Source organism: Pseudomonas sp. CC11G (assembly GCF_056174845.1).
In genome coordinates this window covers 24030-46186 of record NZ_JBWBZC010000004.1, presented here as the reverse complement: position 1 = coordinate 46186, position 22157 = coordinate 24030, and the positions used below count along the sequence as shown (strand labels likewise).

Below are 22157 nucleotides of genomic sequence, written 5' to 3'. Positions count from 1 at the left end.
GAATAAACTGCCGTAGGTTGGGTTGAGCGTAGCGAAGCCCAACCATACCCCAGAGACGAGAATGCCGCGCCCGCGTTCAAACGGGAGCGGCATTCATTGAAAAGTGAAGCGTGGGTTATCGGTGGCTGGTAGCCAGCCGCCCAGGTACCACTTCACTGCTGGCCTGCGCTTGTGGCGCGGTAGGCCAGGCATCGCGATCCAGGTCCAGATCGGCGAATTTGCTTGCGTCGAACACCGGGGTGGCGACACCCGCTTTGCGCTGCTCGTCGTAGTCACGCATCACCCGCAGGCCGACCTTGATCAGCATGGCCAGGGCCACCAGGTTTACGAAGGCCAGGCACGTCATGGTGATGTCGGCGAAGGCGAATACGGTAGAGAGGTTCTGCATCGAGCCCCAGCAGATCAGCGCCAACACCAGACCGCGGTAGGTCAGCAGCGCTACGCGGCTTTTGCCGAGCAGGAACTGCAGGGCGTTTTCGCCGAGGTAGTAGTTGTAGAGGATGCAGGTGAACACGAAGAGGCTCAGCGCCACGCTGACGAAGATTCGGCCCCAATCGCCGACCACGGCGGCCAGGGAGTTCTGGGTGAGCACAATGCCGTCGCCTTCAAAACCCGGGGTGTAGAAACCGGAGAGCAGAATCAGCAACGCGGTGCAGGTGCAGATCACGAAGGTATCGAGAAACACGCTGAACGCTTGCACCACGCCTTGCGCAACCGGGTGGTGCACGCTGGCCACGGCGGCGACGTTAGGCGCACTGCCCAGGCCCGCTTCGTTGGCGAACACGCCGCGTTTTACGCCCATCACGATGGCGCTGCCGAGCAGACCGGCAAACGCTGGCTCGAGACCAAAGGCGCTTTTCACGATGGTGGCGAGCATGCCCGGCACCAGGTCGATCTGGGTGAAGATCACGTACAGCGTCACGCCGATATAGGCGAGAGTTTTTACCGGCACCAGCAGGTCGGAGACCGACGCAATGCGCTTGATCCCGCCGATGAATACCAGACCCAACAACACCGCCAGACCGATACCGGTGTACTGCACCGGGAAGCCGAAGGCGTTTTCCAGCGAGTGGGTGACGGTGAACGATTGCAAGCCGTTGAAGGCAAAACCGTAGGTCACCAGCAGCAACACGGCGAACACCATGGCCATCCAGCGCAGCTTGAGGCCGTGCTGAATGTAGTAAGCCGGGCCGCCGCGATACAGGCCGTCACCGTCGGCGCGCTTGTACAGCTGCGCCAGGGAGCATTCGAAGAAGCTGCTGCTCATGCCCACCAATGCAGTAACCCACATCCAGAACACCGCACCAGGACCGCCGAGGGTAACGGCAATGCCGACACCGGCAATGTTGCCCGCACCGACGCGGCCGGCCAGGCTCAGCATCAGCGCCTGAAACGAGCTGAGTTGCCCGCCGCTGCTACGCAACGACTGCTTGAATACACTGAACATGTGGCCGAAATGGCGGAACTGCACGAAGCGCGAGCGAATGGTGAAGTAGCTGCCCAGGCCGACGATCAGCACGATCAGCAGCTTGCCGGACAGGAAGTCATTGAGCATTTCAAGCATGGAAGGATTCCTCGACTCTTATTGTTCGAATGCAGCGGTGGGTTGCAGCCAATAGGTGGAGCGGTACAGCTGGCAGAAAAAACTGTGCGGAAAATTCGTGGGGCGCATGGTTGGCCAGTGCTCGTCGTATAGGCAATTTCGCGGGTCGATTCGAAGTGATGCGAGTTGATGCTATAGTCGCGCCGCTCGCATCACCGGAGGGCAGCGTTGTGTCGGACAATCTGGGCATCAATCTCAAACTGCTGTGCAGCCACTACCGCTCTATTGCGGAGGTTTGCCGGCTGCTGTCGATCAACCGGGCGCAGTTCAACAAGTACCTGAGCGGGCAAAGCCAGCCGACGAGCTACAACCGCAAGCGCATCGGTGATTTCTTCGGTGTGGAGGAGTACGAGCTGAGCTTGCCGCCGGAGCAGTTCGCCCGGTTGATCGGTGCGCGCATCACCGATACACCCAGCACCCCGACCAACGATCCGCTTGCCAATCTGCTGCAACCGCTGCGCGAGCATTCGACCAGCCTGTCGCGGTACTGCGGTTACTACTTCGAATACTCCAACTGCATGTCGGTGCCGGGCACGATCCTGCTGTCGTTGGTGCATTTGCGCGAGGAGCGCGGGACGTTCCTGTTCGAACGGCAGGAACGGCAAGAGCGTTCGGCCACGGCCAATGTGCAGGCTGAGGACTGGGTGCGCTGTCGCTATTTAGGTGCGGCGTTTCACCTGCAGGACCGGGTGTTTCTGATCGACTATGAATCGCTGACGCTCAATGAAATGAGCCAGACCATTCTGATCCCCAGCTACAAGAGCCGGATTACCCGCTTGAACGGCTTGAAGACCGGTGTCTCCAGCGGCGACCGGCGCACGCCGGCCTGCACCCGGGTGGTATGGGAGTACTTGGGGGATGAGATCAATCGGGTGAGCGCGTATCGGCAGGTGATGCTGTACCGGCCCGACGATCCGCGGATTGACGAAGATATTCGTCAGCGGCTGACGGTTGGGCCGATCAGCAATGGGTTGTTCGAGATCGAATAGGCCCGCTCGGGAAAATACACACCTCAAACAACACACCGTCATTCCCGCGCAGGCGGGAATCCAGAGTCTTGAGTCGAGCCCGATATCGCGCTCAATCCGAAATTCTGGATCCCCGCCTTCGCGGGGATGACGGAGGTGGGTTTAAAACGCCAACTGCCACTGCGCAACCACGCCATGGTTCTGCGCGTTGGTGCCCATCTCGCCGGTGTAGCCCAGGCCCAGACTCTGGGTAGCGGTAATGCCCACATCGAACCCGGCTTCCAGCAGAAAGCTGTTGCGATCCAGTGCCGTGCCTTGCGCGCTGAAGGCGCTGCCGCCGCTGATAAAGGCCTGGCTGGTTTCGCTGTCCACGTCGCCGTAGGTGTGGCGCCAGCCCACGCTCATGCGCGGGGTAAAACTCATGCCGTTGGCGAATTGATCCAGACGGGCAATACGGATACCCACGGTGCTGCTCACGTTGTGCTGGTCTTGCGAGTCCACGTGCAGGGCCGAGTCGCCGCCTTTTTCGTTGTACGCGTCGCGCTCGTAACGCTGGTAACCCAGGGCGGCGAACGGCTCGGCCAACAAGCGGCCGCTGGCAATCGGGTAGGCCAGTTCGGCGAAGGCTTGCTGGCTGTCGGCGTCGTAGTCGCCATGCAGTTTGTCGTTCACCCCGGCGAAGGAAACGCGGCGTTTGTTTTCGCCATCGTGGGTGCTGTAGGCCGCACCGAGACGCAGGGCAAGCTGGTCGAGTTGGGTCAGGGCATATACGCCGACGTGGTAGCTGTCGACATCGCCAGACGCGCCTTGGCCGGCATCAATATCGGTGCGCGAGTAACCGCCCACCACGCCCAGACGCCAATCGGAATTTACTGCCCAATCCGCGCCGAACAAGGTGCCGCCGGTGTTCTGGTCGACGCTGTGGTTACCGTTTTCGCCATCCACGCTGCCGTGGCTGCCGAGGGCTTGCACCCACAGGCGGCCGGCGGCTTTCGGATCGTGCAAACCGCGGGCTTCGTTGGGTACGCCGACGGCCACCAGTTGCGGGCCGTCATCACGCAGGATCGAGGCTTGCAGGCTGCCACCCAGGCTACCCAACTGGGCCATTGCACCTTGCATCACGTTGCTCACCTGACTGGAACCGGCCAGGGTCGCGGCAGCCATGCTGGCGTTGCTGGAGCCGGACAGTTGTTCCAACGCCTGGGCGGCGGTGGCTTTGTCGGTGGTCAGCAGGGCGTTGTAGAGGCTGTTATTGCTCTGCGCGGCGAGGCTGTTGGCCAGGTTGCGCGCGCTGTCATTGGTGGCCAGTTCGGCGAAGGCGGTGTCGTTGCGGGTCAGTTGCAGGTCGACCGTATTGGCGCCGTAGGTCAAGGTCGGCGTCAGAAAGGCGAAGTTGCTGGTCACTGTGCCGAAGTGGCCGGTGACGCCACCCGTGGCGGTCAGCAGGGTGGTGTGCTCGGCGTAGCCTGTGCCATTCACCGCGAGGTTTAGGGTGGCGTTGCCCAGGCTGGCGCTGCCGCTCAATTGCACGGGTGCGCTGCTGGCGGTGACGGCGTAGTTGAAGGCCGAACCGCTGCTCAGCTGCAGGCTGTGCAGCTGGCCGGTGCCGCCGTAGCTGGCGCCGTTGGCGATGGTCAGCAGGCCGCCGATGCTGCCCTGGTTGATCAGGCTGGCACCACTGGCCACGCTGCCGCCGTTGCTGAAGTCGGTGCTGCTGACGGTCCAGTTGCCGCCGCTGATCACCAGGTTTTCGAAGTTTTGGCTGTTGCCGAACGTGCCCTTGCCGCTGCCACTCAAGGTCAGGGTGTCGGTGCCGGCGCCGCCGTCCACCAGACCGCCGAAGGTGCCGCCGGTGAATACGGTCAGGCCGTCGTCGCCGGTGCCCATGTCCACGGCCAGGCCGTTGAGGCCGACGATGGAACCGGCATTGCTCAGGGTGTCGTTGCCGGCGCCCATTTGCACAGCCGCCGCAGCGGTGGTGCTGTTCAGTTGGTCGACACGTACCGATTGCGCGCCGCCGCGAATCACGCCGCCGGCCAGGTTGGTGAGGCTGTCGGCAAAGTTGCCGACCAGACCGATGGCCGTGCTGTCGGCGCCGACGATGCTGCCGGCGTTGGTGATGGTAGCCACACCACCGACCGCCGTTGCCGTGCCGCGTTGGGCGGCGATGGCGGTGCCGTTGGAGCCGTCGTCGATCAGGATGCCTTTGGACTGGCCGAAAATTTCGCCGCCCGCGTTGTTGATGATGGTGCCGCCACCGGCCGCAATGCCGTCGGCGCCGTTGGGGAAGCCGCCGGAGTCCACGCCGCCGGCACCGAGGCCTTCGATACGGCCGTAGTTGGTGATGCTGGCGATGCCGTCGATATCCACGCCGTCGCCGTCACCGTTGTTGGCGGTGCTGTAGCCGGTGCTGCCGCCGAGGTGTTCGTACACGTTGCCGGCGCCGGCGTAACGGCCGCTGATAAGGCCATAGTTGACCACGGTGCCGACGCCATCGCTGCCGACGCCCGAGCCGTTGCGGCCGATGATTTGCCCGCCCGCGTAGTTGGTCACGTTGACGCCGGCGTCGGAGGTGACGCCGTGGCGTGGGCCGGAAATGGTGCCCCAGTTATTTACGGTGACGGCGAGCTTGGAGTCGATGGCGTCCATGGCGCTGGCCGCGCTGCTGCAGGCACTGATGTAGTCCGGGCATTTGGTGTTGACGATGCCGGTGCTGATGATCGTGCCGTAGTTGTTGATGGTGGTGTTGCTGCCCGGGCGCAGGGCATCGTCGTTGCTCGACGAGATAACGGCGTTGCGGTTGCTGGCCGAGCCGTTGTTGATCACTTTTGTGCCCGTGCCGTCGGCGCCGCGCAGGTCCAGCGCTTGGCCGCCGCTGGTGCCGCTGCCGGTGACTTTGATGGTGCCGTTGTTATTCAGCACCAGGGACGAGTTGGCCTTGTTCAGGCGCAGCGCGTCGCTGCTGATGGTCGAAATAGTGCCGTCGTTGGTGATAACCAGGCTCACGCCATTGGTGTTGTTGTCGATGCCGCGACCACTGCCGGTGTTGGCGATGGTGCCGCTGTTGTTCAGGGTGACGGTGCCGCTGGTGCCGGTGATATCCACCGAGGTAGCGGCGCTGGTGCTCAGGCTGCCGCCTGCACCGACGCTACCGGTATTGCCAGTGGTGAGGGTTTTGGCGGCGCTGTCGGTCGCGCCAGGGGCTACGGTGAAATCAGCTGCCTGCACCAGGCCGATGGTCGCGGCTTGCAGGGCAATTACCAGGGGAAGCAAACGAAAACTGGAGGTGTGGAAAGACATAGCTCGCACCGCTCTTATAAGAAAAGTGCGGGGACTATGCGTTGGCCTTGTTACAAACAGTTGACGATGCGCTACGAAAACTAGCGCATCGCCACTAGGCAATCACACCACGCCGGCATCGCGTAGCGCGGCGATCTGTGCGGCTTGCATGCCGAGCAAGCGCTGCAATACGGCGTCGGTGTGCTCGCCCAACAACGGCGGCGCCTGACGGTATTCCACCGGGGTTTCGGAGAGGCGAATCGGGCTGGCCACCTGTGGCAGGGTGCCGCCCAGGCTATGGGGCACATCTACGCGCAAGCCACGGGCGAGCACCTGTGGGTCGGCGAATACTTGCGCCAGATCGTTGATCGGTCCGCACGGCACGCCGGCCTGTTCCAGGGCGGCCACCCATTCGGCGGTGGTCTTGAACACGGTGGCCTGACGAATCAGCGGAATCAGCACGGTGCGGTTGGCCACGCGTTGTTTGTTATTGGCAAAGCGCGGGTCATCGGCCCATTCGGCATGCCCGGCCACTTCGCAGAATTTGCGGAACTGGCCGTCGTTGCCGACGGTAAGAATAAAGTCGCCATCGGCGGTCGGAAAAATCCTGGTACGGCACGATATTGGGGTGCGCATTGCCCAGGCGTTTGGGCGCGTTGCCGGTGGTGAGGTAATTCATCGCCTGGTTGGCCAGGCAAGCCACCTGCACGTCGAGCAGGGCCATGTCGATATGTTGGCCGCTGCCACCTTCATTGCGGTGGGCCAGCGCCGCCAGCACGGCCACGGTGGAGTACAGGCCGGTAAGGATATCGGTGAGCGCCACGCCCACTTTTACCGGGCCGCCGCCGGCTTCATCGTCCGGCTTGCCGGTCAGGCTCATCAGGCCGCCGAGGCCCTGAATCATAAAGTCGTAGCCGGCGCGTTTGGCGTACGGCCCGTACTGGCCGAAGCCGGTGATTGAGCAATAAATCAGGCGCGGGTTGATAGCTTTGAGCGAGGCGTAATCCAGGCCATAGGCAGCCAGACCGCCGACCTTGAAATTCTCCAGCAGGATGTCCGACTGCAACGCCAGCTCACGCACGAGGCGCTGGCCTTCGGGCTGGGTGAAGTCGACGGTCACCGACTGTTTGTTGCGGTTGGCCGACAGGTAATAGGCGGCCTCGCTGGTGTTTTCGCCGGCGGCATCTTGCAGAAAGGGTGGGCCCCAGGCGCGGGTGTCATCGCCGACGCCGGGGCGCTCGATCTTGATCACCTCGGCGCCCAGGTCCGCGAGAATCTGCCCGGCCCAGGGGCCGGCCAGTACGCGGGAAAGATCGAGAACACGCAGGTGGGATAGGGCGCCGGGCATGGGGTTTCTCACATCGATTTGGGAGCAAACATCCCCGTAGGAGCGAGCTTGCTCGCGAAGCTTTTAGATCAAGAGCTTCGCGAGCAAGCTCGCTCCTACGAGAGGTGTGGCGGCTTAGAAAAACGCTTGAATACCGGTCTGAGCGCGGCCGAGGATCAGCGCGTGCACGTCGTGCGTGCCTTCATAGGTATTCACCACTTCCAGGTTCACCAGGTGGCGCGCCACGCCGAACTCGTCGGAGATGCCGTTGCCGCCCAGCATGTCGCGCGCCATGCGGGCGATATCCAGGGATTTGCCGCAGCTGTTGCGCTTCATGATCGAGGTGATTTCCACCGCCGCCGTGCCTTCATCTTTCATGCGGCCCAAACGCAGGCAGCCTTGCAGGGCCATGGTGATTTCGGTCTGCATATCGGCGAGCTTTTTCTGGATCAACTGGTTGGCGGCCAATGGGCGCCCGAACTGCTTGCGGTCCAGGGTGTATTGGCGGGCGGTGTGCCAGCAGTATTCAGCGGCGCCCAGCGCGCCCCAGCTGATGCCGTAACGAGCAGAGTTTAGGCAAGTGAACGGGCCTTTCAGGCCGCGCACATCGGGGAAGGCGTTTTCTTCGGGGCAGAACACGCTGTCCATCACGATTTCGCCGGTGATGGAGGCGCGCAGGCCAACCTTGCCGTGGATGGTCGGGGTGCTCAAACCCTGCCAGCCTTTTTCCAGCACGAAGCCGCGAATCGCGCCCTCGTCATCTTTCGCCCAGACCACGAAGACGTCGGCAATCGGGCTGTTGGTGATCCACATTTTCGCGCCGCTGATGCGGTAGCCGCCGTCGACTTTCTTGGCGCGGGTAATCATCGAGCCGGGGTCGGAACCGTGGTCCGGTTCGGTCAGGCCGAAGCAGCCGATCCACTCGCCGCTGGCCAGTTTTGGCAGGTATTTCTGCTTGGTGGCTTCGTTGCCGAATTCGTTGATGGGCACCATCACCAGGGACGACTGCACGCTCATCATCGAGCGATAGCCCGAATCCACGCGCTCCACTTCACGGGCGATCAGACCGTAGCTCACGTAGTTGAGGCCGCTGCCGCCGTAGATTTCCGGAATGGTCGCGCCGAGCAGGCCGACTTCACCCATTTCGCGGAAGATTTTCGGGTCGGTTTGCTCATGGCGGAACGCTTCGATAACCCGTGGCGCCAGCTTGTCCTGGGCGAACTGCTGGGCGCTATCGCGCACCATGCGTTCTTCTTCGGTGAGCTGCTGGTCCAGCATCAGCGGGTCTTCCCAGTTGAAGCGAGCGTTGGAAGCCATGTGCGAAATCCTCAAGTGATGGGTGCGTTCCAGCCCGTGGCTGGCAATGGGGTTAATCCTAGACAGTCGTAGGGAAAGGGCGCAAACGAGGTTTTCGCACACATCTGTGCTAATTTCTCACTCCGAAACGGTTAAAAAGCCTTGTTAGGCCAGTTTCAAGTGCAACTAACGCATACGAGTGCCCCATGCGCCGCAAAATCCCCAGCACCGCCGCTTTGGTCGCCTTCGAGGCCGCCGCTCGCCACCAGAGCTTTACGAAGGCCGCCGAAGAGCTTTCGCTGACGCAAAGCGCCATCTGTCGGCAGATTGGCGGGTTGGAGGAGTTTCTCGGTATTGCCCTGTTCCGCCGTTCGCGCCGGGGCGTGCAATTAACCGAAGCCGGGATGAGCTACGGCCGGCGGGTGGCGGCGCAACTGGATGCGGTGGAGCGCGACACCCTGTCGGTGATGGGCCAGCACGGCGCCAATAGCCTGGAGCTGGCCATCGTGCCGACCTTTGGTACGCAATGGCTGTTGCCGCGGCTCAAACACTTTCAGGCGCTGCACCCGGAAGTGACGGTGAACCTCACCAACCGCACCCGGCCGTTTCTGTTTGCCGATACCGAGTTTGATGCGGCGGTTTATTTCGGCGATGCCGTGTGGTCTGGCACCGAGGCGCATTTTCTGATGCCGGAAAACTCGCTGCCGGTGTGCAGCCCGGCGCTGCTGCCGGCCGGTGGCGCGCTGGATGCCGAGCGCATTGCCAGTTTGCCGCTGCTGCAACAGACCACCCGGCCGTATGCGTGGCGGCAGTGGTTCGGTTCGTTGGGCATGAGCGTGCCGCGGGATATGACGGGGCCGCGCTACGAGTTGTTTTCCATGTTGGCGCAGGCGGCTCAGCATGAGATGGGCATCGCCCTGATTCCGCCGTTTCTGATTCAGCGCGAACTGGCCGAAGGCAGTTTGGTGGTGGCTATGCAGCACGTTTGCCTGAGCGACAAGGCTTACCACCTGATGATTCCCGAGCGCAAAACCGAAACGGCAGCGCTGCGCGCGTTTCGTGATTGGTTGGTGCAAACGGCGAAGGAATACCGGCAAACGTCTACCGCGAACGAATGACCTGCGGGAGAGGCTTCAGTTTTAAGATTCGTCCCTCCCTGCTCCTTATTTCTCCCGATTCACCCAGGTAATCCCTAGTGGATTTACGACAAAAACCAGCCGTTTTTGTCCTCTCCCCGCCCCTTGGCGATAAAAAAGTCGAAAACGCGACATAAGCCTGATAAAAAGCATCCCCTGCGCTGCGTGCAAAATTGACTCAAGATCAATAGCCACGTGGCTTGCAGCGATATACACAGTGAATCGCGCCAATTAGCTGACCCCGTAGTCAATAAACCTGCTTGCTACAGTTTTGCCGCCGAAATAACGCTGCAATAACTGATAATTATCATAATAAACAGCAATTTACAGATGCAAAGCAAGCTACTGGTTTTGTAGTGTCACTTACCTGCCTTGACCTGATGAACGGTTATTCACGTCAGGGATGCCAATGTCGCTGTAATGGCCATGGCGTCAAGCTGCAAGCCTTGTCGGCCGCTGCTTTGGGGAAGATGACAGATACCACCAGTCACAGCGTGACTTGTAGTTATCTCCAGGTTGGCCTTCAGAACTTCTTGATGGCCTTACGGTTCGCCTGCAAAATGCCGCGCCCCGCTATCGCAAGGCTACCGCCAGAGGTGCCGAAGCAGGGATTGTGCTGATCCACCCCAGTGCGCCACCCGCAGTGCTCTGGTTTTTTTGAAAAAACGATCACGCAGGAGATATGAAGTGCACATTGGTGTTCCTCTCGAGACCTTTACTGGCGAAACGCGGGTAGCCGCTACGCCGGAAACCATTAAGAAGCTGATCGCCCAGGGCCATCAGGTGACTGTACAGAGCGGTGCCGGCTTTAGCGCCAGCGTCCCGGACAGTGCCTATGAAGCCGTTGGCGCCAGCATTGGCGACGCCGCCGCAGCCTTGGGCGCCGACCTGGTGCTGAAGGTCGTGGCACCCAATGCCGCCGAGCTGGCTCAGCTCAAATCTGGCGCGGTACTGGTCGGCATGCTTAACCCCTTCAACAGCGAAAACATCGCGCAGATGGCTGAACGCGGCGTGACCGCTTTCGCCCTCGAAGCCGCGCCGCGCACCTCGCGCGCGCAGAGCCTCGACGTGCTGAGCTCGCAAGCCAACATCGCCGGCTACAAAGCTGTGCTGCTGGCGGCCCATCACTACCCGCGCTTTATGCCGATGCTGATGACCGCTGCCGGTACCGTAAAGGCCGCTCGCGTGCTGATTCTCGGCGCCGGTGTAGCAGGCCTGCAGGCCATCGCTACGGCCAAGCGCCTGGGTGCGGTGATCGAAGCCTCCGACGTGCGTCCTGCGGTTAAAGAGCAAATCGAATCGCTCGGCGCCAAGTTCGTCGACGTGCCGTTCGAGACCGACGAAGAGCGCGAAGCCGCGGTAGGCGTTGGCGGTTACGCCCGTCCGATGCCGGCCTCGTGGATGCAGCGTCAGGCGGTTGCCGTGCACGAGCGCGCCAAGCAAGCCGACATCGTCATCACCACCGCACTGATTCCGGGCCGCAAGGCGCCGGTGCTGCTCAGCGCCGAAACCGTGGAGCAGATGAAACCCGGCTCCGTGGTCATCGACCTCGCGGCAGCCCAGGGCGGTAACTGCCCGCTGACCGAAGCCGATCAGGTAGTGGTCAAGCACGGCGTGACCATTGTCGGTCACACCAACCTGGCAGCCCTGGTGGCAGCCGATGCGTCGGCCCTGTACGCCCGCAACTTGCTGGACTTCCTGAAGCTCGTCATCGACGGCGAAGGCAAGTTCCACGTCAACCTCGAAGACGACATCGTCGCCGCGTGCCTGATGTGCCGCGACGGCCAAGTCGTACGCAAGAACGGCTGAGGACTAGAAAATGGAAGAGTTGATCTCCCCCGGTATCTACAACCTGATCATCTTCGTGCTGGCCATTTATGTTGGCTACCACGTGGTCTGGAACGTAACGCCTGCACTGCACACCCCGCTGATGGCCGTGACCAACGCCATCTCCGCCATCGTGATCGTCGGTGCCATGCTGGCCGCCGCCCTCACCGTGACGCCGCTGGGTAAAACCATGGGCACCCTCGCTGTGGCCCTGGCCGCTGTGAACGTGTTTGGTGGTTTTCTGGTAACTCGCCGCATGCTGGAAATGTTCAAGAAAAAAGCGCCCAAGGCCAAAGCAGAGGGTGACAAGTAATGAGCATGAATCTGGTAACGACCCTGTATCTGATCGCTTCGATCTGCTTTATCCAAGCGCTCAAGGGCCTGTCGCACCCGACCACATCGCGTCGCGGTAACTTCTTCGGCATGCTCGGTATGGCCCTGGCCGTACTGACCACCGTGGGCTTGATCTACAAGCTCGGCGCCGACATCGCCACCCAAGGCATTGGTTACGTCATCGTCGGTTTGCTGGTGGGCGGCACTGCCGGTTCCATCATGGCCAAGCGCGTTGAAATGACCAAAATGCCGGAGCTGGTTGCCTTCATGCACAGCATGATCGGCCTGGCGGCGGTGTTTATCGCAATCGCCGCCGTGGTTGAGCCGCAATCGCTGGGTATCGTCAAGCAACTGGGCGACGCCATTCCAGCCGGTAACCGTCTGGAACTGTTCCTCGGCGCGGCCATTGGTGCCATTACCTTCTCCGGTTCGGTCATCGCGTTCGGCAAGCTCTCGGGCAAATACAAGTTCCGTCTGTTCCAGGGCGCGCCGGTGCAGTTCGCTGGCCAGCACAAACTCAACCTCGTGTTGGGCTTGAGTACTCTGGGTCTGGGCCTGTTCTTTATGTTCACCGGCAACTACGCCGCGTTCGCTGCGATGCTGGCTCTGGCCTTCATTCTCGGCGTGCTGATCATCATCCCGATCGGTGGCGCGGATATGCCGGTAGTTGTGTCGATGCTCAACAGCTACTCGGGCTGGGCGGCGGCCGGTATCGGTTTCTCGCTGAACAACTCGATGCTGATCATTGCCGGCTCCCTGGTGGGTTCGAGCGGCGCGATCCTCTCGTACATCATGTGCAAGGCGATGAACCGTTCGTTCTTCAACGTGATCGGCGGCGGCTTCGGCGGCGCTACTGACGCAGCAGCCACTGGCGGCGCGAAAGAAGCCCGTCCGGTTAAATCCGGTTCGGCTGACGACGCCACCTTCCTGCTCACCAACGCCGACACCGTGATCATCGTTCCCGGTTACGGCCTGGCAGTGGCCCGTGCCCAGCACGCCCTGAAAGAGCTGACCGAGAAGCTGACCCACCGTGGCGTGACCGTGAAGTACGCGATCCACCCGGTTGCCGGTCGTATGCCTGGCCACATGAACGTACTGCTGGCCGAAGCCGAAGTGCCGTACGACCAGGTGTTCGAGATGGAAGACATCAACTCCGAGTTCGGTCAGGCCGACGTGGTGTTGGTACTGGGCGCCAACGACGTGGTTAACCCCGCGGCGAAGAACGACCCGAACTCGCCAATCGCCGGCATGCCGATTCTCGAGGCTTACAAAGCCAAGACCATCATCGTCAACAAGCGCTCGATGGCCAGCGGCTATGCCGGTCTGGACAACGAACTGTTCTACCTGGACAAGACCATGATGGTGTTCGGCGACGCCAAGAAAGTCATCGAAGATATGGTTAAAGCGGTCGAGTAAGAACCGCGTAGCTACACCCTTGAACCCCGGCCCACGAAAGCCGGGGTTTTTCGTTTCTGCCCCTCACACGTTCCTTGTAGGAGCCAGCTTGCTGGCGAAGCTCTGTTCGGAATTCGGCGTTGCTACCCTTCGCCAGCAAGCTGGCTCCTACGGACGGAGTATCCCTATTAGACGTAGGTATAAAGGCGGCGCCTGGCCAAATCCTTAGACTGTCGGCCTTTGTTCGTCCGTACCGTCCGAGGCTTCCCCCATGTATACCGATCGCGTGCGCTTGCCCTCCCTGCTGGGCAAAGTGATGAGTGCGGCTGACGCTGCGTTGCTGATTGAAGACGGCATGACCGTCGGCATGAGCGGGTTTACCCGCGCCGGTGAAGCCAAAGCCGTGCCCCAAGCGCTCGCCGAACGAGCAAAGCACTCGCCGCTGAAAATCAGCCTGATGACCGGCGCGAGCCTGGGCAACGACCTCGACAAGCAACTGACCGAAGCCGGCGTGCTCGCCCGGCGTATGCCGTTTCAGGTGGACAGCACGCTGCGCAAGGCGATCAACGCCGGCGAGGTGATGTTTATCGATCAGCATCTGTCCGAAACCGTGGAGCAGCTGCGCAACCACCAGCTCAAACTGCCGGATATCGCCGTGATCGAAGCGGTGGCCATTACCGAGCAAGGCCATATCGTGCCGACTACGTCGGTGGGCAACTCGGCCAGCTTCGCGATTTTCGCCAAGCAGGTGATCGTCGAAATCAACCTCGCGCACAACCCGAATCTGGAAGGCCTGCACGACATCTATATCCCCACCTATCGGCCGACCCGCACGCCCATCCCGCTGACTCGCGTGGAAGACCGCATCGGCAGCGGCGCGATTCCGATTGATCCGGCCAAGATCGTCGCCATCGTGGTCACCGACAAACCCGATTCGCCGTCCACCGTGCTGCCGCCCGATGCCGAGACCCAAGGCATCGCCAACCATTTGATCGACTTCTTCAAGCGTGAAGTGGCCGCCGGGCGCATGACCAACAGCCTTGGGCCGTTGCAAGCCGGCATCGGCAGCATTGCCAACGCCGTGATGTGCGGCCTGATCGACTCGCCGTTCCACGACCTGACCATGTACTCCGAAGTGCTGCAGGACTCCACGTTCGACCTGATCGACGCCGGCAAGCTGAGTTTTGCTTCGGGCAGTTCGATCACCTTGTCGCAGCGGCGCAATGCCGATGTGTTCGGCAATCTGGAGCACTACAAAGACAAACTGGTGCTGCGCCCGCAGGAAATCTCCAACCACCCGGAAGTGGTCCGCCGTCTGGGCATTATCGGGATCAACACGGCGCTGGAGTTCGATCTGTACGGCAACGTGAACTCCACCCACGTCGGCGGCACCAAGATGATGAACGGCATCGGCGGCTCGGGCGATTTCGCCCGCAACGCGCACCTGGCCATCTTCGTGACCAAGTCGATTGCCAAGGGCGGGGCCATTTCCAGCGTGGTGCCGATGGTCAGTCACGTGGACCACACCGAACATGACGTCGACATTCTGGTGACCGAACAAGGCCTGGCCGACCTGCGCGGACTGGCGCCCCGTGAGCGGGCGCGGGTGGTGATCGACAACTGTGTGCACCCCGACTACCGCGATGCGCTGAATCAATACTTTGCCGACGCCTGTGCCAAGGGTGGCCACACCCCACATCTGTTACGTGAAGCATTGCAGTGGCATATCAATCTGGACGAAAACGGCCACATGCTCTGGCCGACAGCGGAGCACGCCAAGTTGGCTTGAATAGCGTAAGCGGTGAGAAAGGCGCAACAGGTTATCGATCTGATGCGCCTTTTTGCTGTCTGTTGCTTGGCTGGTTGAGCGTAGCGCAAGAAACGGAAATGGCGCGTTAAGCAGGGACACCCGCACAGTTGCGATAAAACCCGAGAAAATCTGTTTTCCAGGGGGCACAACAGGGAAAACACCTTTCAAGAAACTGAAACTGTACTGGTCTTCGGAAAGGTCTGTAGGGAAAGTTGACGAAAAGGACAGGTTTATTTGAGTAAAAACGCCCCATATATGGGCAAACCGGTACAGTTTGCACCGTTATGGATAAAACAGTTTGAGTAAGAACTTCCCACCACCAGCACAATTTCAATGAACTGTGACTACAAGGTCAGCTGTGCGAAGCGCAACATAGCCTCCAGTTAAATAACCAATGCCGCCATAAGCGGAAGGAAGCACACCATGGAACGTACCCTCAGTTCCGACTTCGTAAGCGATAGTTCGAAAGCCCAAGCCGCAATGCCACTGCGCGTTATCTCTAACCTGCTGCTCTGGCAACGTCGTATGTCCAGCCGCCACCAACTGGCACGCCTGGATCCACGCCTTCTGGCCGATGCCGGTATCAGTGAAGCACAACGCTTCGCCGAGCTGAGCAAGCCGTTCTGGCGTTAAGTGTTGTATCTGGCTGAGGCACGTCGTTAGAGCATCAGCCACCGAATTGAATAAAACGAAGCCCGCCGCAGGAGACTGCCGGCGGGCTTCGTCGTTTACGGGTCCGGGGTTTTTTGGAGCGGGCGTACAGCTACTGGCGCAACAAGCAGTACAGTTTCAATAAATTAAGAACTGAAGCCATACAATTGCGCTTAGCTGTGACTGACGGGCTGGGGTAGCGCTGGGGCACTCTGTTTCCCCATACCCAGAACTCGCGCCAAAGCGAGAAGGAGCGTGCCATGGATCGCACTCTCAGCCCTGCTGCTACCCAACCGACTGCTGCTGCCAAACCGACCAACTGGCCGCTGCGCATTCTCGCCATGATTACCGTATGGCGTCGCAACGCCCGCACCCGCCGCCAGTTGGCGCGCCTTGATGATCGGCAGCTGGCCGATGCGGGGATTAGTTCGTGTGATCGGGAGATGGAGCTGGATAAACCGTTCTGGCGAGAGTGAGAGCACTTCCCTGATTTCACCTTTTCCCGCGGCCCTCTCCCCAGCCCTCTCCCGCAAGCGGGAGAGGGGGCAAGACCGCGTAATCAGCTAGATCGGCGCTGGATTCCCCTCTCCCGCCTGCGGGAGAGGGGCTAGGGGAGAGGGCTGCGGTGGCAGGTGCACCGTCTGCGCGAACCTTTCACCCCATTCCCCCTCAAACCCACCCAAGCGCCTCCGCTGCGCTAGGCTATCCCTCGACACACACACATCTGCCTTCACCCGGAGTTCCGCCATGTCCACACTGCGCCTGCTCACTGCTGCAACCTTGCTGGCCCTCGCCACCAGTGCTTCGGCCACCAGTTTTGTGTACACCACCGACGGTATCGTCGGCGCCTTCAAAGGCACCTCCGATGTCACTTCGGATATTTCCTCGTCCTTTAATGACGACAAAATCGTCCTGGCCGCCCGCGAAGACGCCGCCAGCTTCGTCGCCACCAACGGCGACATCCGCGGCGTGCGCCTGGAAGCGGCCTTGGCTCATATCCGCCTCAAAGCCCCGCAATTGCAGGCCAGCAGCGACCTGCAACTGGCCCAATCCATTCTGGTGCTCTAAGCCACAGAACGCAGGCTTTACGCTGGCTCCCCGCCGCGCCTTCAGCTAGCCTTGGCGCCCGCTGTTACGGGCGCTGTGTGCCCGCCATCAAATAGCCATAATTGGCTTGGAACTGGCGCCGCACAATTTCGTCCAACTGTTCCAGTACCTATTACCCCGCATTTGTTTCGGAGATTTCTCATGCGCCGTTCGCTTTCGCTCGCCGCTCTTGCCCTGCTGATCACCACCGGCATGGCTGAAGCCCACACTCTGGTGGCCACCAGCGACATCATCGTTCGCGCCTTCGGCCGCACCATCGACTTCACCTCCGACACCACCACCTCGGTACGCGACTCCAAAGTCGTGCTCGAAGCCCGTGACGACGCCGCCAGCTTTGTCGCCAGCGAAGGCGCCATTCGCGGTGCCCAACTGGAAGCCGCCTTCAGCACCCTGCGCGTGCGCGTACCCGAAGCACGCGATGCCAGCGACCAAACCCTGGCCGAAGCCATCCTCGCTCTGTGAGGCCACTGGCCGCCTGGCTGCTGACTGCGGCGCTGCTGTGCGGCGCCAGCACGGCCCAGGCGCAGCTGCAGCTTGAGCTCGATAGCGAAGGGCTGAGCGCCAGCCAGCAGCACGCCAGCCAGACCCTGCTGGACGAAGCCCTGAGCAAACTGCCGCCCAGCTTCGTCCAGCGTCTGGACCGCCAGGTGCACGTCAGCTGGACCGACGCCCTCGACGCCGACACCTACGGCCAGGCGCGCAGCCCCACCCAGCTGCTGCTGAACCAAAAGTTATTGCCCGCGCTCACCGACGGCTCGGCCGCGCAAACCAAAACCAACCGCCCCCACGGAACCCAGCGCCAGGAATTGCTGGCGACCGTGCTGCACGAACTCACCCATATCTACGACCGCGCGCGCCTCTGGTCCCCCGCCGAGCAAACGCTGCTGTTGCGCTGCCAGCGCCAGGCAAAAAGCCAGGGCCTGATCGGCCAGATGGACAACTGCCGTGGTCAGACCGAACGCCGTTTTACCCTGAGCGACGACCCGCGCCTGCTCGATTTGGCCGGCTGGCCGCAATACGTCGGCCGCCGCGGCGAGCGCGAAGCCAAAAACGGCCAGGTCGCGCGCAGCCCGGATAGCTACGAGCTCAGCAACCCGCGCGAATTCGTGGCGGTGAACATGGAGTACTTCCTCCTCGACCCTGCCTACGCCTGCCGCCGCCCCGCGCTGTACCGCTACTACCGCGACCACTTCGACGGCTGGGCGCCGGCCGACGCCGAACCGTGCCCGAGCACCTTCGCCTACCTCAACGCCGGCCGCGACTTTGCTCGCCAGCCGCTGGGCAAGCTCGACCCCGAGCGCGTGTATGAAGTGGACTACTTGCTGGCCGAAGCCAACGACCAATGGGCCAGCCGCTGGGGCCACAGCATGTTGCGCCTGGTCATCTGTGCGCCCGGCCGGCCGCGTGGGCCGGATTGTCGGCTGGATATGGACCAGAGCCTGGTGCTGTCCTACCGCGCCTTTGTCGGCGACTTGCAGCTTTCCAGCTGGGACGGCCTGACCGGCGTCTATCCTTCGCGCCTGTTCGTGTTGCCGCTGAGCCAGGTGATCGAGGAATACACCAAGGTCGAGTTGCGGGGCCTCGTCTCCGTGCCAATCAAACTCGACCGTCCGCAGCTGGAAGCGCTGGTGGAACATGCCGCCGAACAACACTGGAGCTACGACGGCAATTACTACTTTTTGTCCAACAACTGCGCGGTGGAAACCCTCAAGTTGCTGCGCAGCGGCAGCGCTGAACCGCAGTTGCAGAACCTCGACAACATCATGCCTAACGGCCTGCTGGAAGTGCTGGCTGGGCGCGGGCTTGCCGATGTCAGCGTGTTGGATGATCGCAGCGAAGCGCTGCGCCGCGGCTACCGTTTCGACTCGTTCCGCGACCGTTACCAGGCGATGTTCGACGTGCTCAAAGAGCGCCTGCCGATCCCGCAGAAAGCCGTAGATGACTGGATCAGCCTGCCGGCCAGCGAACGCCGCACCTGGTTCGAAAAAGCCGACCTGCGCGCGAGCGCGGCGATGCTGTTACTGGAGCAAGCCGCGCAACGCCGGCAACTGTTATTGGCCCAGGACGAACTCAAACGCCGCTACCTGAGCAGCGGCGCGCTGGAAGACGGCAGCTCCGGCCCAGCGGGTAAAACCTTGGAAAAAATCCTCGCCAACAGCGGTTTTTTAAGTCGTCCGGCGGAGCTGTTGGAAGGGGGCTACGGCCTGCCGCAAGCCAGCGAATGGCAGCACCTGCAACAAGAGAGCGACAGCCGCCAGAAGCAACTGCGCCAGCTGAGCGACGACCTCGACGGCCAGGTACGCGCGCTGCTGGAACCCGCACGTCTGGCCGAGCTGGATGCCATTGACGTGAACCTCAAGCAAGTCAGCGAGCACCTGCGCGCGCTGCACAAAGCCTCCGGCGGTCTGATCCTCCCGTAATAACGAGGTCTTTGTGGGAGAGGCTTCAGCCTCGATTGGTCAGGCCTGAAAGCGGGTATTTCAGCTCATAGCCACAATCAAAAGCATCGAGGCTGAAGCCTCTCCCACGTAGAGCAACTCCTAGAGCTTCTCGCCATCCTCGCTCGGCAACTGCTCATCCAACCGCAACCACGGCAACCGCGTCGTCACCCAGATATGCCGATCCGGCAGTGCCTGTTCCGGGTGGTCGAACGTGGCGATGGTGATATCCAGGCTCTGCGGACTCTGCTCGGTAAAAAACGTCAGCTGCGCGCCACACTGCCCGCAAAACGAGCGCGTGCAGCCGGGCGAAGACACAAAGCCCTGCGGCGTCCCTTGCAGCCATTCAAAACGCTCCAACGGCACGGTAATCCAGGTGGTGACGATGCCGCCCGTGGTGCGCCGGCAGATCGTGCAATGGCAGTGGGCGATGTCCGTGAGCGGGGCGTTGAAGCGGTAGCGCAGGGCGCCGCATTGGCAGCCGCCGGTGTGGATGTCGGTCATGGGCAAACTCCTTGTTCGTTCACCATCCTAGCCCGCGCGCGCATTCGTCGCCGGATTGGCCGCTGAAAGCTGGCTGAAAGTTTCGCCCCTTAGCATCGCCCCACTGCCGGCACCTGACCGGCTACTTCCAACAATAAAAAGTGGTGATTGCCATGTTTGCTTGCTCCCTTCGTACGCCCGCTCTCCGTCCCCCTCGCGCCCGTTGCTGACCCCCGTCCGCCACCTCGCCCGCTGATACCCGGAGAACCGCTATGTTGACCCTCCTTGGCTTTGCCATGGTTATCACCTTTATGTACCTGATCATGAGCAAGCGCCTGTCGGCGCTGATTGCCCTGATCATCATCCCCATCGTGTACGCGGCCCTCGGCGGTTTTGCCGGCGAGATCGGCCCGATGATGCTCGAAGGCATCACCAAGCTCGCTCCCACCGGGGTGATGCTGATGTTCGCCATCCTCTACTTCGCCCTGATGATCGACTCCGGCCTGTTCGACCCGGCTGTGCGCAAGATCCTCAAGCTGGTCAAAGGCGATCCGCTGAAAGTGTCGGTCGGCACCGCCGTGCTGGCGCTGGTGGTGTCGCTGGATGGCGACGGCGCCACCACCTACATGATCTGCGTGGCTGCCATGTTGCCGCTGTATCAGCGCCTGGGCATGAGCCCGCGGATCATGGCGGGGCTGATCATTCTGGCCGGCGGCGTGATGAACATGACGCCCTGGGGCGGGCCGACCGCGCGCGCGGCGAGTGCCTTGCATGTCGACCCTTCGGATATTTTCGTGCCGATGATTCCGGCCATGATCGCCGGCGTGCTGGCGATTCTGGCCATCGCCTATTTCTACGGCAAACGTGAGCGCGCCCGCCTGGGCGAATTGCATTTGCCGGGTGATGAGGTGGAAGGCGGCGAGATCAGCGTGTCGCAGTATCCCGATGCGCGCCGGCCGAAACTGCTGTGGTTCAACGCGGCGCTGACCGTGGCCCTGATGGCCGCACTAATCAAAGGCCTGTTGCCGCTGCCCGTGCTGTTTATGCTGGCCTTCGGCATCGCCATGATCGTCAATTACCCGTGCCTGCAGCAGCAGAAAGAGCGCGTCGCCGCGCACTCGGCCAACGTGCTGGCAGTGGTGGGGCTGATCTTCGCGGCGGGCATTTTCACCGGCATTCTTTCTGGAACCGGCATGGTCGACGCCATGTCGAAAAGCCTGTTGGCGGTAATTCCCCCCGCCATGGGCCCGTACCTGGCGGTGATCACGGCCGTCGTCAGCATGCCGTTCACCTTCTTCATGTCCAACGACGCCTTCTACTACGGCGTGCTGCCGGTGCTGGCCGAAGCAGCCAGCCACTACGGCATCAGCGCCGTGGAAATGGCCCGCGCTTCCATCGTTGGCCAGCCGGTGCATTTGCTCAGCCCGCTGGTGCCGTCCACCTACCTGCTGGTGGGCCTGGCCGGTATCGAATTCGGCGACCACCAGCGCTTCACCTTGAAATGGGCAGTTCTGGTTTGCCTGTGTATCCTTGTCGCCGCGCTGCTTATGGGAATTTTCCCGGTGTTTGGCGGCTAACTAACGCAATCGCCTGTAGGAGCCAGCTTGCTGGCGAACCCTGCAAACTTGGCTTTTCCAGGAGTTCGCTAGCAAGCTAGCTCCTACAAGGTCTATTTGAATTTAGAGGAAGCTGTAAATGGAATGGCTGACCAGCCCGGAAATCTGGATTGCATTTTTTACCCTGACGGCGCTGGAAATCGTCCTGGGGATCGACAACATCATCATGATTTCGATCCTGGTCAGCCGCATGCCCAAAGCCATGCAGCCCAAGACCCGCTTCTTCGGCCTGGCGCTGGCCATGGTCACGCGCATTCTGCTGCTGCTATCCATCACCTGGGTGATGCGCCTGACGGCCGACCTGTTCACCGTGATGGGCGAAGGGTTCTCCGGTCGTGACCTCATTCTGTTCTTCGGCGGCCTGTTCCTGCTGTGGAAAAGCAGCACCGAGATGTACCACAGCCTCGAAGGCGAAGACGAAACCGGCGACGAGCCAAAAGGCATGGGCGGCGGTTTTATCGGCACCATCATTCAGATCGCCATTATCGACATCGTGTTTTCGCTGGACTCAGTGATCACCGCCGTCGGCATGGTCTCCCATGTACCGGTGATGATCGCCGCCATCGTGGTGGCCGTCATGGTGATGATGCTGGCCGCTGGCACCATCAGCGACTTTATCGACAAGCACCCATCGCTGAAGATGCTCGCGCTGTCCTTCCTGATCATGGTTGGTACCGTGCTGATCGCCGAAGCCTTTGGCGTGCATGCGCCAAAAGGCTACGTGTACTTCGCCATGGGCTTCTCGCTGGCGGTGGAAGCGGTGAACATCAAGATGCGCTCGGCGCGCGACCGTAAGAAGGGCGAGGCGGTGAAGCTGCGCAAGGACATTCCGGGGGAGTAACGCTGCCCTGTGGATAAAAAAACGGGACCTTCGAGGTCCCGTTTTTA

17 protein-coding genes and 1 pseudogene are annotated in these 22157 nt (G+C 61.4%); 13 read left to right on the top strand and 5 right to left on the bottom strand.

Features of this window, described 5'->3' with window-relative positions; genetic code table 11:
* Positions 1-115: 115 nt before the first annotated feature.
* Positions 116-1564, bottom strand: a complete 1449-nt coding sequence (locus tag AC0V2S_RS06510) for an alanine/glycine:cation symporter family protein (RefSeq protein WP_475509028.1) — start codon at positions 1562-1564, stop codon at positions 116-118.
* Between the two features lie 209 nt (positions 1565-1773).
* On the opposite strand from AC0V2S_RS06510, the gene AC0V2S_RS06505 reads away from it, so the two are divergent.
* On the top strand, positions 1774-2592 hold the full coding sequence (locus AC0V2S_RS06505) for an XRE family transcriptional regulator (RefSeq protein ID WP_475509027.1): 819 nt from the start codon (positions 1774-1776) through the stop codon (positions 2590-2592).
* A gap of 141 nt (positions 2593-2733) precedes the next feature.
* Here the strand turns inward: AC0V2S_RS06505 and AC0V2S_RS06500 are convergent, their stop codons facing one another.
* The 3 genes and pseudogenes from AC0V2S_RS06500 to AC0V2S_RS06490 form a co-directional block, all read right to left on the bottom strand.
* Complete coding sequence (locus AC0V2S_RS06500; RefSeq protein WP_475509026.1) at positions 2734-5871, bottom strand: autotransporter outer membrane beta-barrel domain-containing protein; 3138 nt, start codon at positions 5869-5871, stop codon at positions 2734-2736.
* 102 nt (positions 5872-5973) lie between these two features.
* Positions 5974-7198: pseudogene (locus tag AC0V2S_RS06495) on the bottom strand (CaiB/BaiF CoA transferase family protein).
* Between the two features lie 114 nt (positions 7199-7312).
* On the bottom strand, positions 7313-8494 hold the full coding sequence (locus AC0V2S_RS06490; RefSeq protein ID WP_475509025.1) for an acyl-CoA dehydrogenase: 1182 nt from the start codon (positions 8492-8494) through the stop codon (positions 7313-7315).
* Positions 8495-8679: 185 nt separating this feature from the next.
* Between AC0V2S_RS06490 and AC0V2S_RS06485 the strand changes: the two genes are divergently transcribed.
* From AC0V2S_RS06485 to AC0V2S_RS06440, 10 genes are all read left to right on the top strand, one after another.
* On the top strand, positions 8680-9591 hold the full coding sequence (locus tag AC0V2S_RS06485) for a LysR family transcriptional regulator (protein ID WP_475509024.1): 912 nt from the start codon (positions 8680-8682) through the stop codon (positions 9589-9591).
* A 705-nt stretch (positions 9592-10296) separates the two neighbouring features.
* A complete protein-coding gene (locus AC0V2S_RS06480; protein WP_475509023.1) occupies positions 10297-11418 on the top strand; it encodes a Re/Si-specific NAD(P)(+) transhydrogenase subunit alpha in 1122 nt (373 codons plus the stop codon).
* A gap of 10 nt (positions 11419-11428) precedes the next feature.
* Entirely contained in the window at positions 11429-11749 is a 321-nt protein-coding gene (locus AC0V2S_RS06475; RefSeq protein ID WP_108099125.1) for an NAD(P) transhydrogenase subunit alpha part 2, read from the top strand.
* Positions 11749-13185 (top strand): NAD(P)(+) transhydrogenase (Re/Si-specific) subunit beta, encoded by a 1437-nt coding sequence (locus AC0V2S_RS06470; protein ID WP_475509022.1) that lies wholly within the window; start codon positions 11749-11751, stop codon positions 13183-13185. Before AC0V2S_RS06475 ends, AC0V2S_RS06470 begins: the two co-directional genes overlap by 1 nt.
* A gap of 250 nt (positions 13186-13435) precedes the next feature.
* The gene (locus AC0V2S_RS06465) at positions 13436-14953 is read left to right on the top strand and encodes an acetyl-CoA hydrolase/transferase family protein (RefSeq protein WP_475509021.1); all 1518 of its coding nucleotides are present in this window, start codon (positions 13436-13438) and stop codon (positions 14951-14953) included.
* A gap of 444 nt (positions 14954-15397) precedes the next feature.
* Positions 15398-15607, top strand: coding sequence for a DUF1127 domain-containing protein (locus AC0V2S_RS06460; protein WP_475509020.1), 210 nt, complete (start codon positions 15398-15400; stop codon positions 15605-15607).
* 278 nt (positions 15608-15885) lie between these two features.
* Entirely contained in the window at positions 15886-16101 is a 216-nt protein-coding gene (locus AC0V2S_RS06455) for a DUF1127 domain-containing protein (RefSeq protein WP_475509019.1), read from the top strand.
* A gap of 271 nt (positions 16102-16372) precedes the next feature.
* Entirely contained in the window at positions 16373-16693 is a 321-nt protein-coding gene (locus tag AC0V2S_RS06450; RefSeq protein WP_475509018.1) for a DUF2388 domain-containing protein, read from the top strand.
* Between the two features lie 180 nt (positions 16694-16873).
* Positions 16874-17194, top strand: coding sequence for a DUF2388 domain-containing protein (locus tag AC0V2S_RS06445; protein WP_475509017.1), 321 nt, complete (start codon positions 16874-16876; stop codon positions 17192-17194).
* Positions 17191-19152, top strand: a complete 1962-nt coding sequence (locus AC0V2S_RS06440; protein ID WP_475509016.1) for a DUF7844 domain-containing protein — start codon at positions 17191-17193, stop codon at positions 19150-19152. The genes AC0V2S_RS06445 and AC0V2S_RS06440 overlap by 4 nt, the downstream gene beginning before the upstream one ends.
* A gap of 120 nt (positions 19153-19272) precedes the next feature.
* Here the strand turns inward: AC0V2S_RS06440 and AC0V2S_RS06435 are convergent, their stop codons facing one another.
* Positions 19273-19674 (bottom strand): GFA family protein, encoded by a 402-nt coding sequence (locus tag AC0V2S_RS06435; RefSeq protein ID WP_475509015.1) that lies wholly within the window; start codon positions 19672-19674, stop codon positions 19273-19275.
* Positions 19675-19925: 251 nt separating this feature from the next.
* Here AC0V2S_RS06435 and AC0V2S_RS06430 point away from each other — a divergent pair, with 251 nt between their 5' ends.
* Positions 19926-21230 carry a CitMHS family transporter gene (locus AC0V2S_RS06430; protein WP_475509014.1) on the top strand — a complete coding sequence of 435 codons (1305 nt, stop codon included), beginning with the start codon at positions 19926-19928 and terminating at the stop codon, positions 21228-21230.
* 118 nt (positions 21231-21348) lie between these two features.
* Complete coding sequence (locus AC0V2S_RS06425) at positions 21349-22110, top strand: TerC family protein (RefSeq protein WP_475509013.1); 762 nt, start codon at positions 21349-21351, stop codon at positions 22108-22110.
* The last annotated feature ends 47 nt before the right edge of the window (positions 22111-22157 follow it).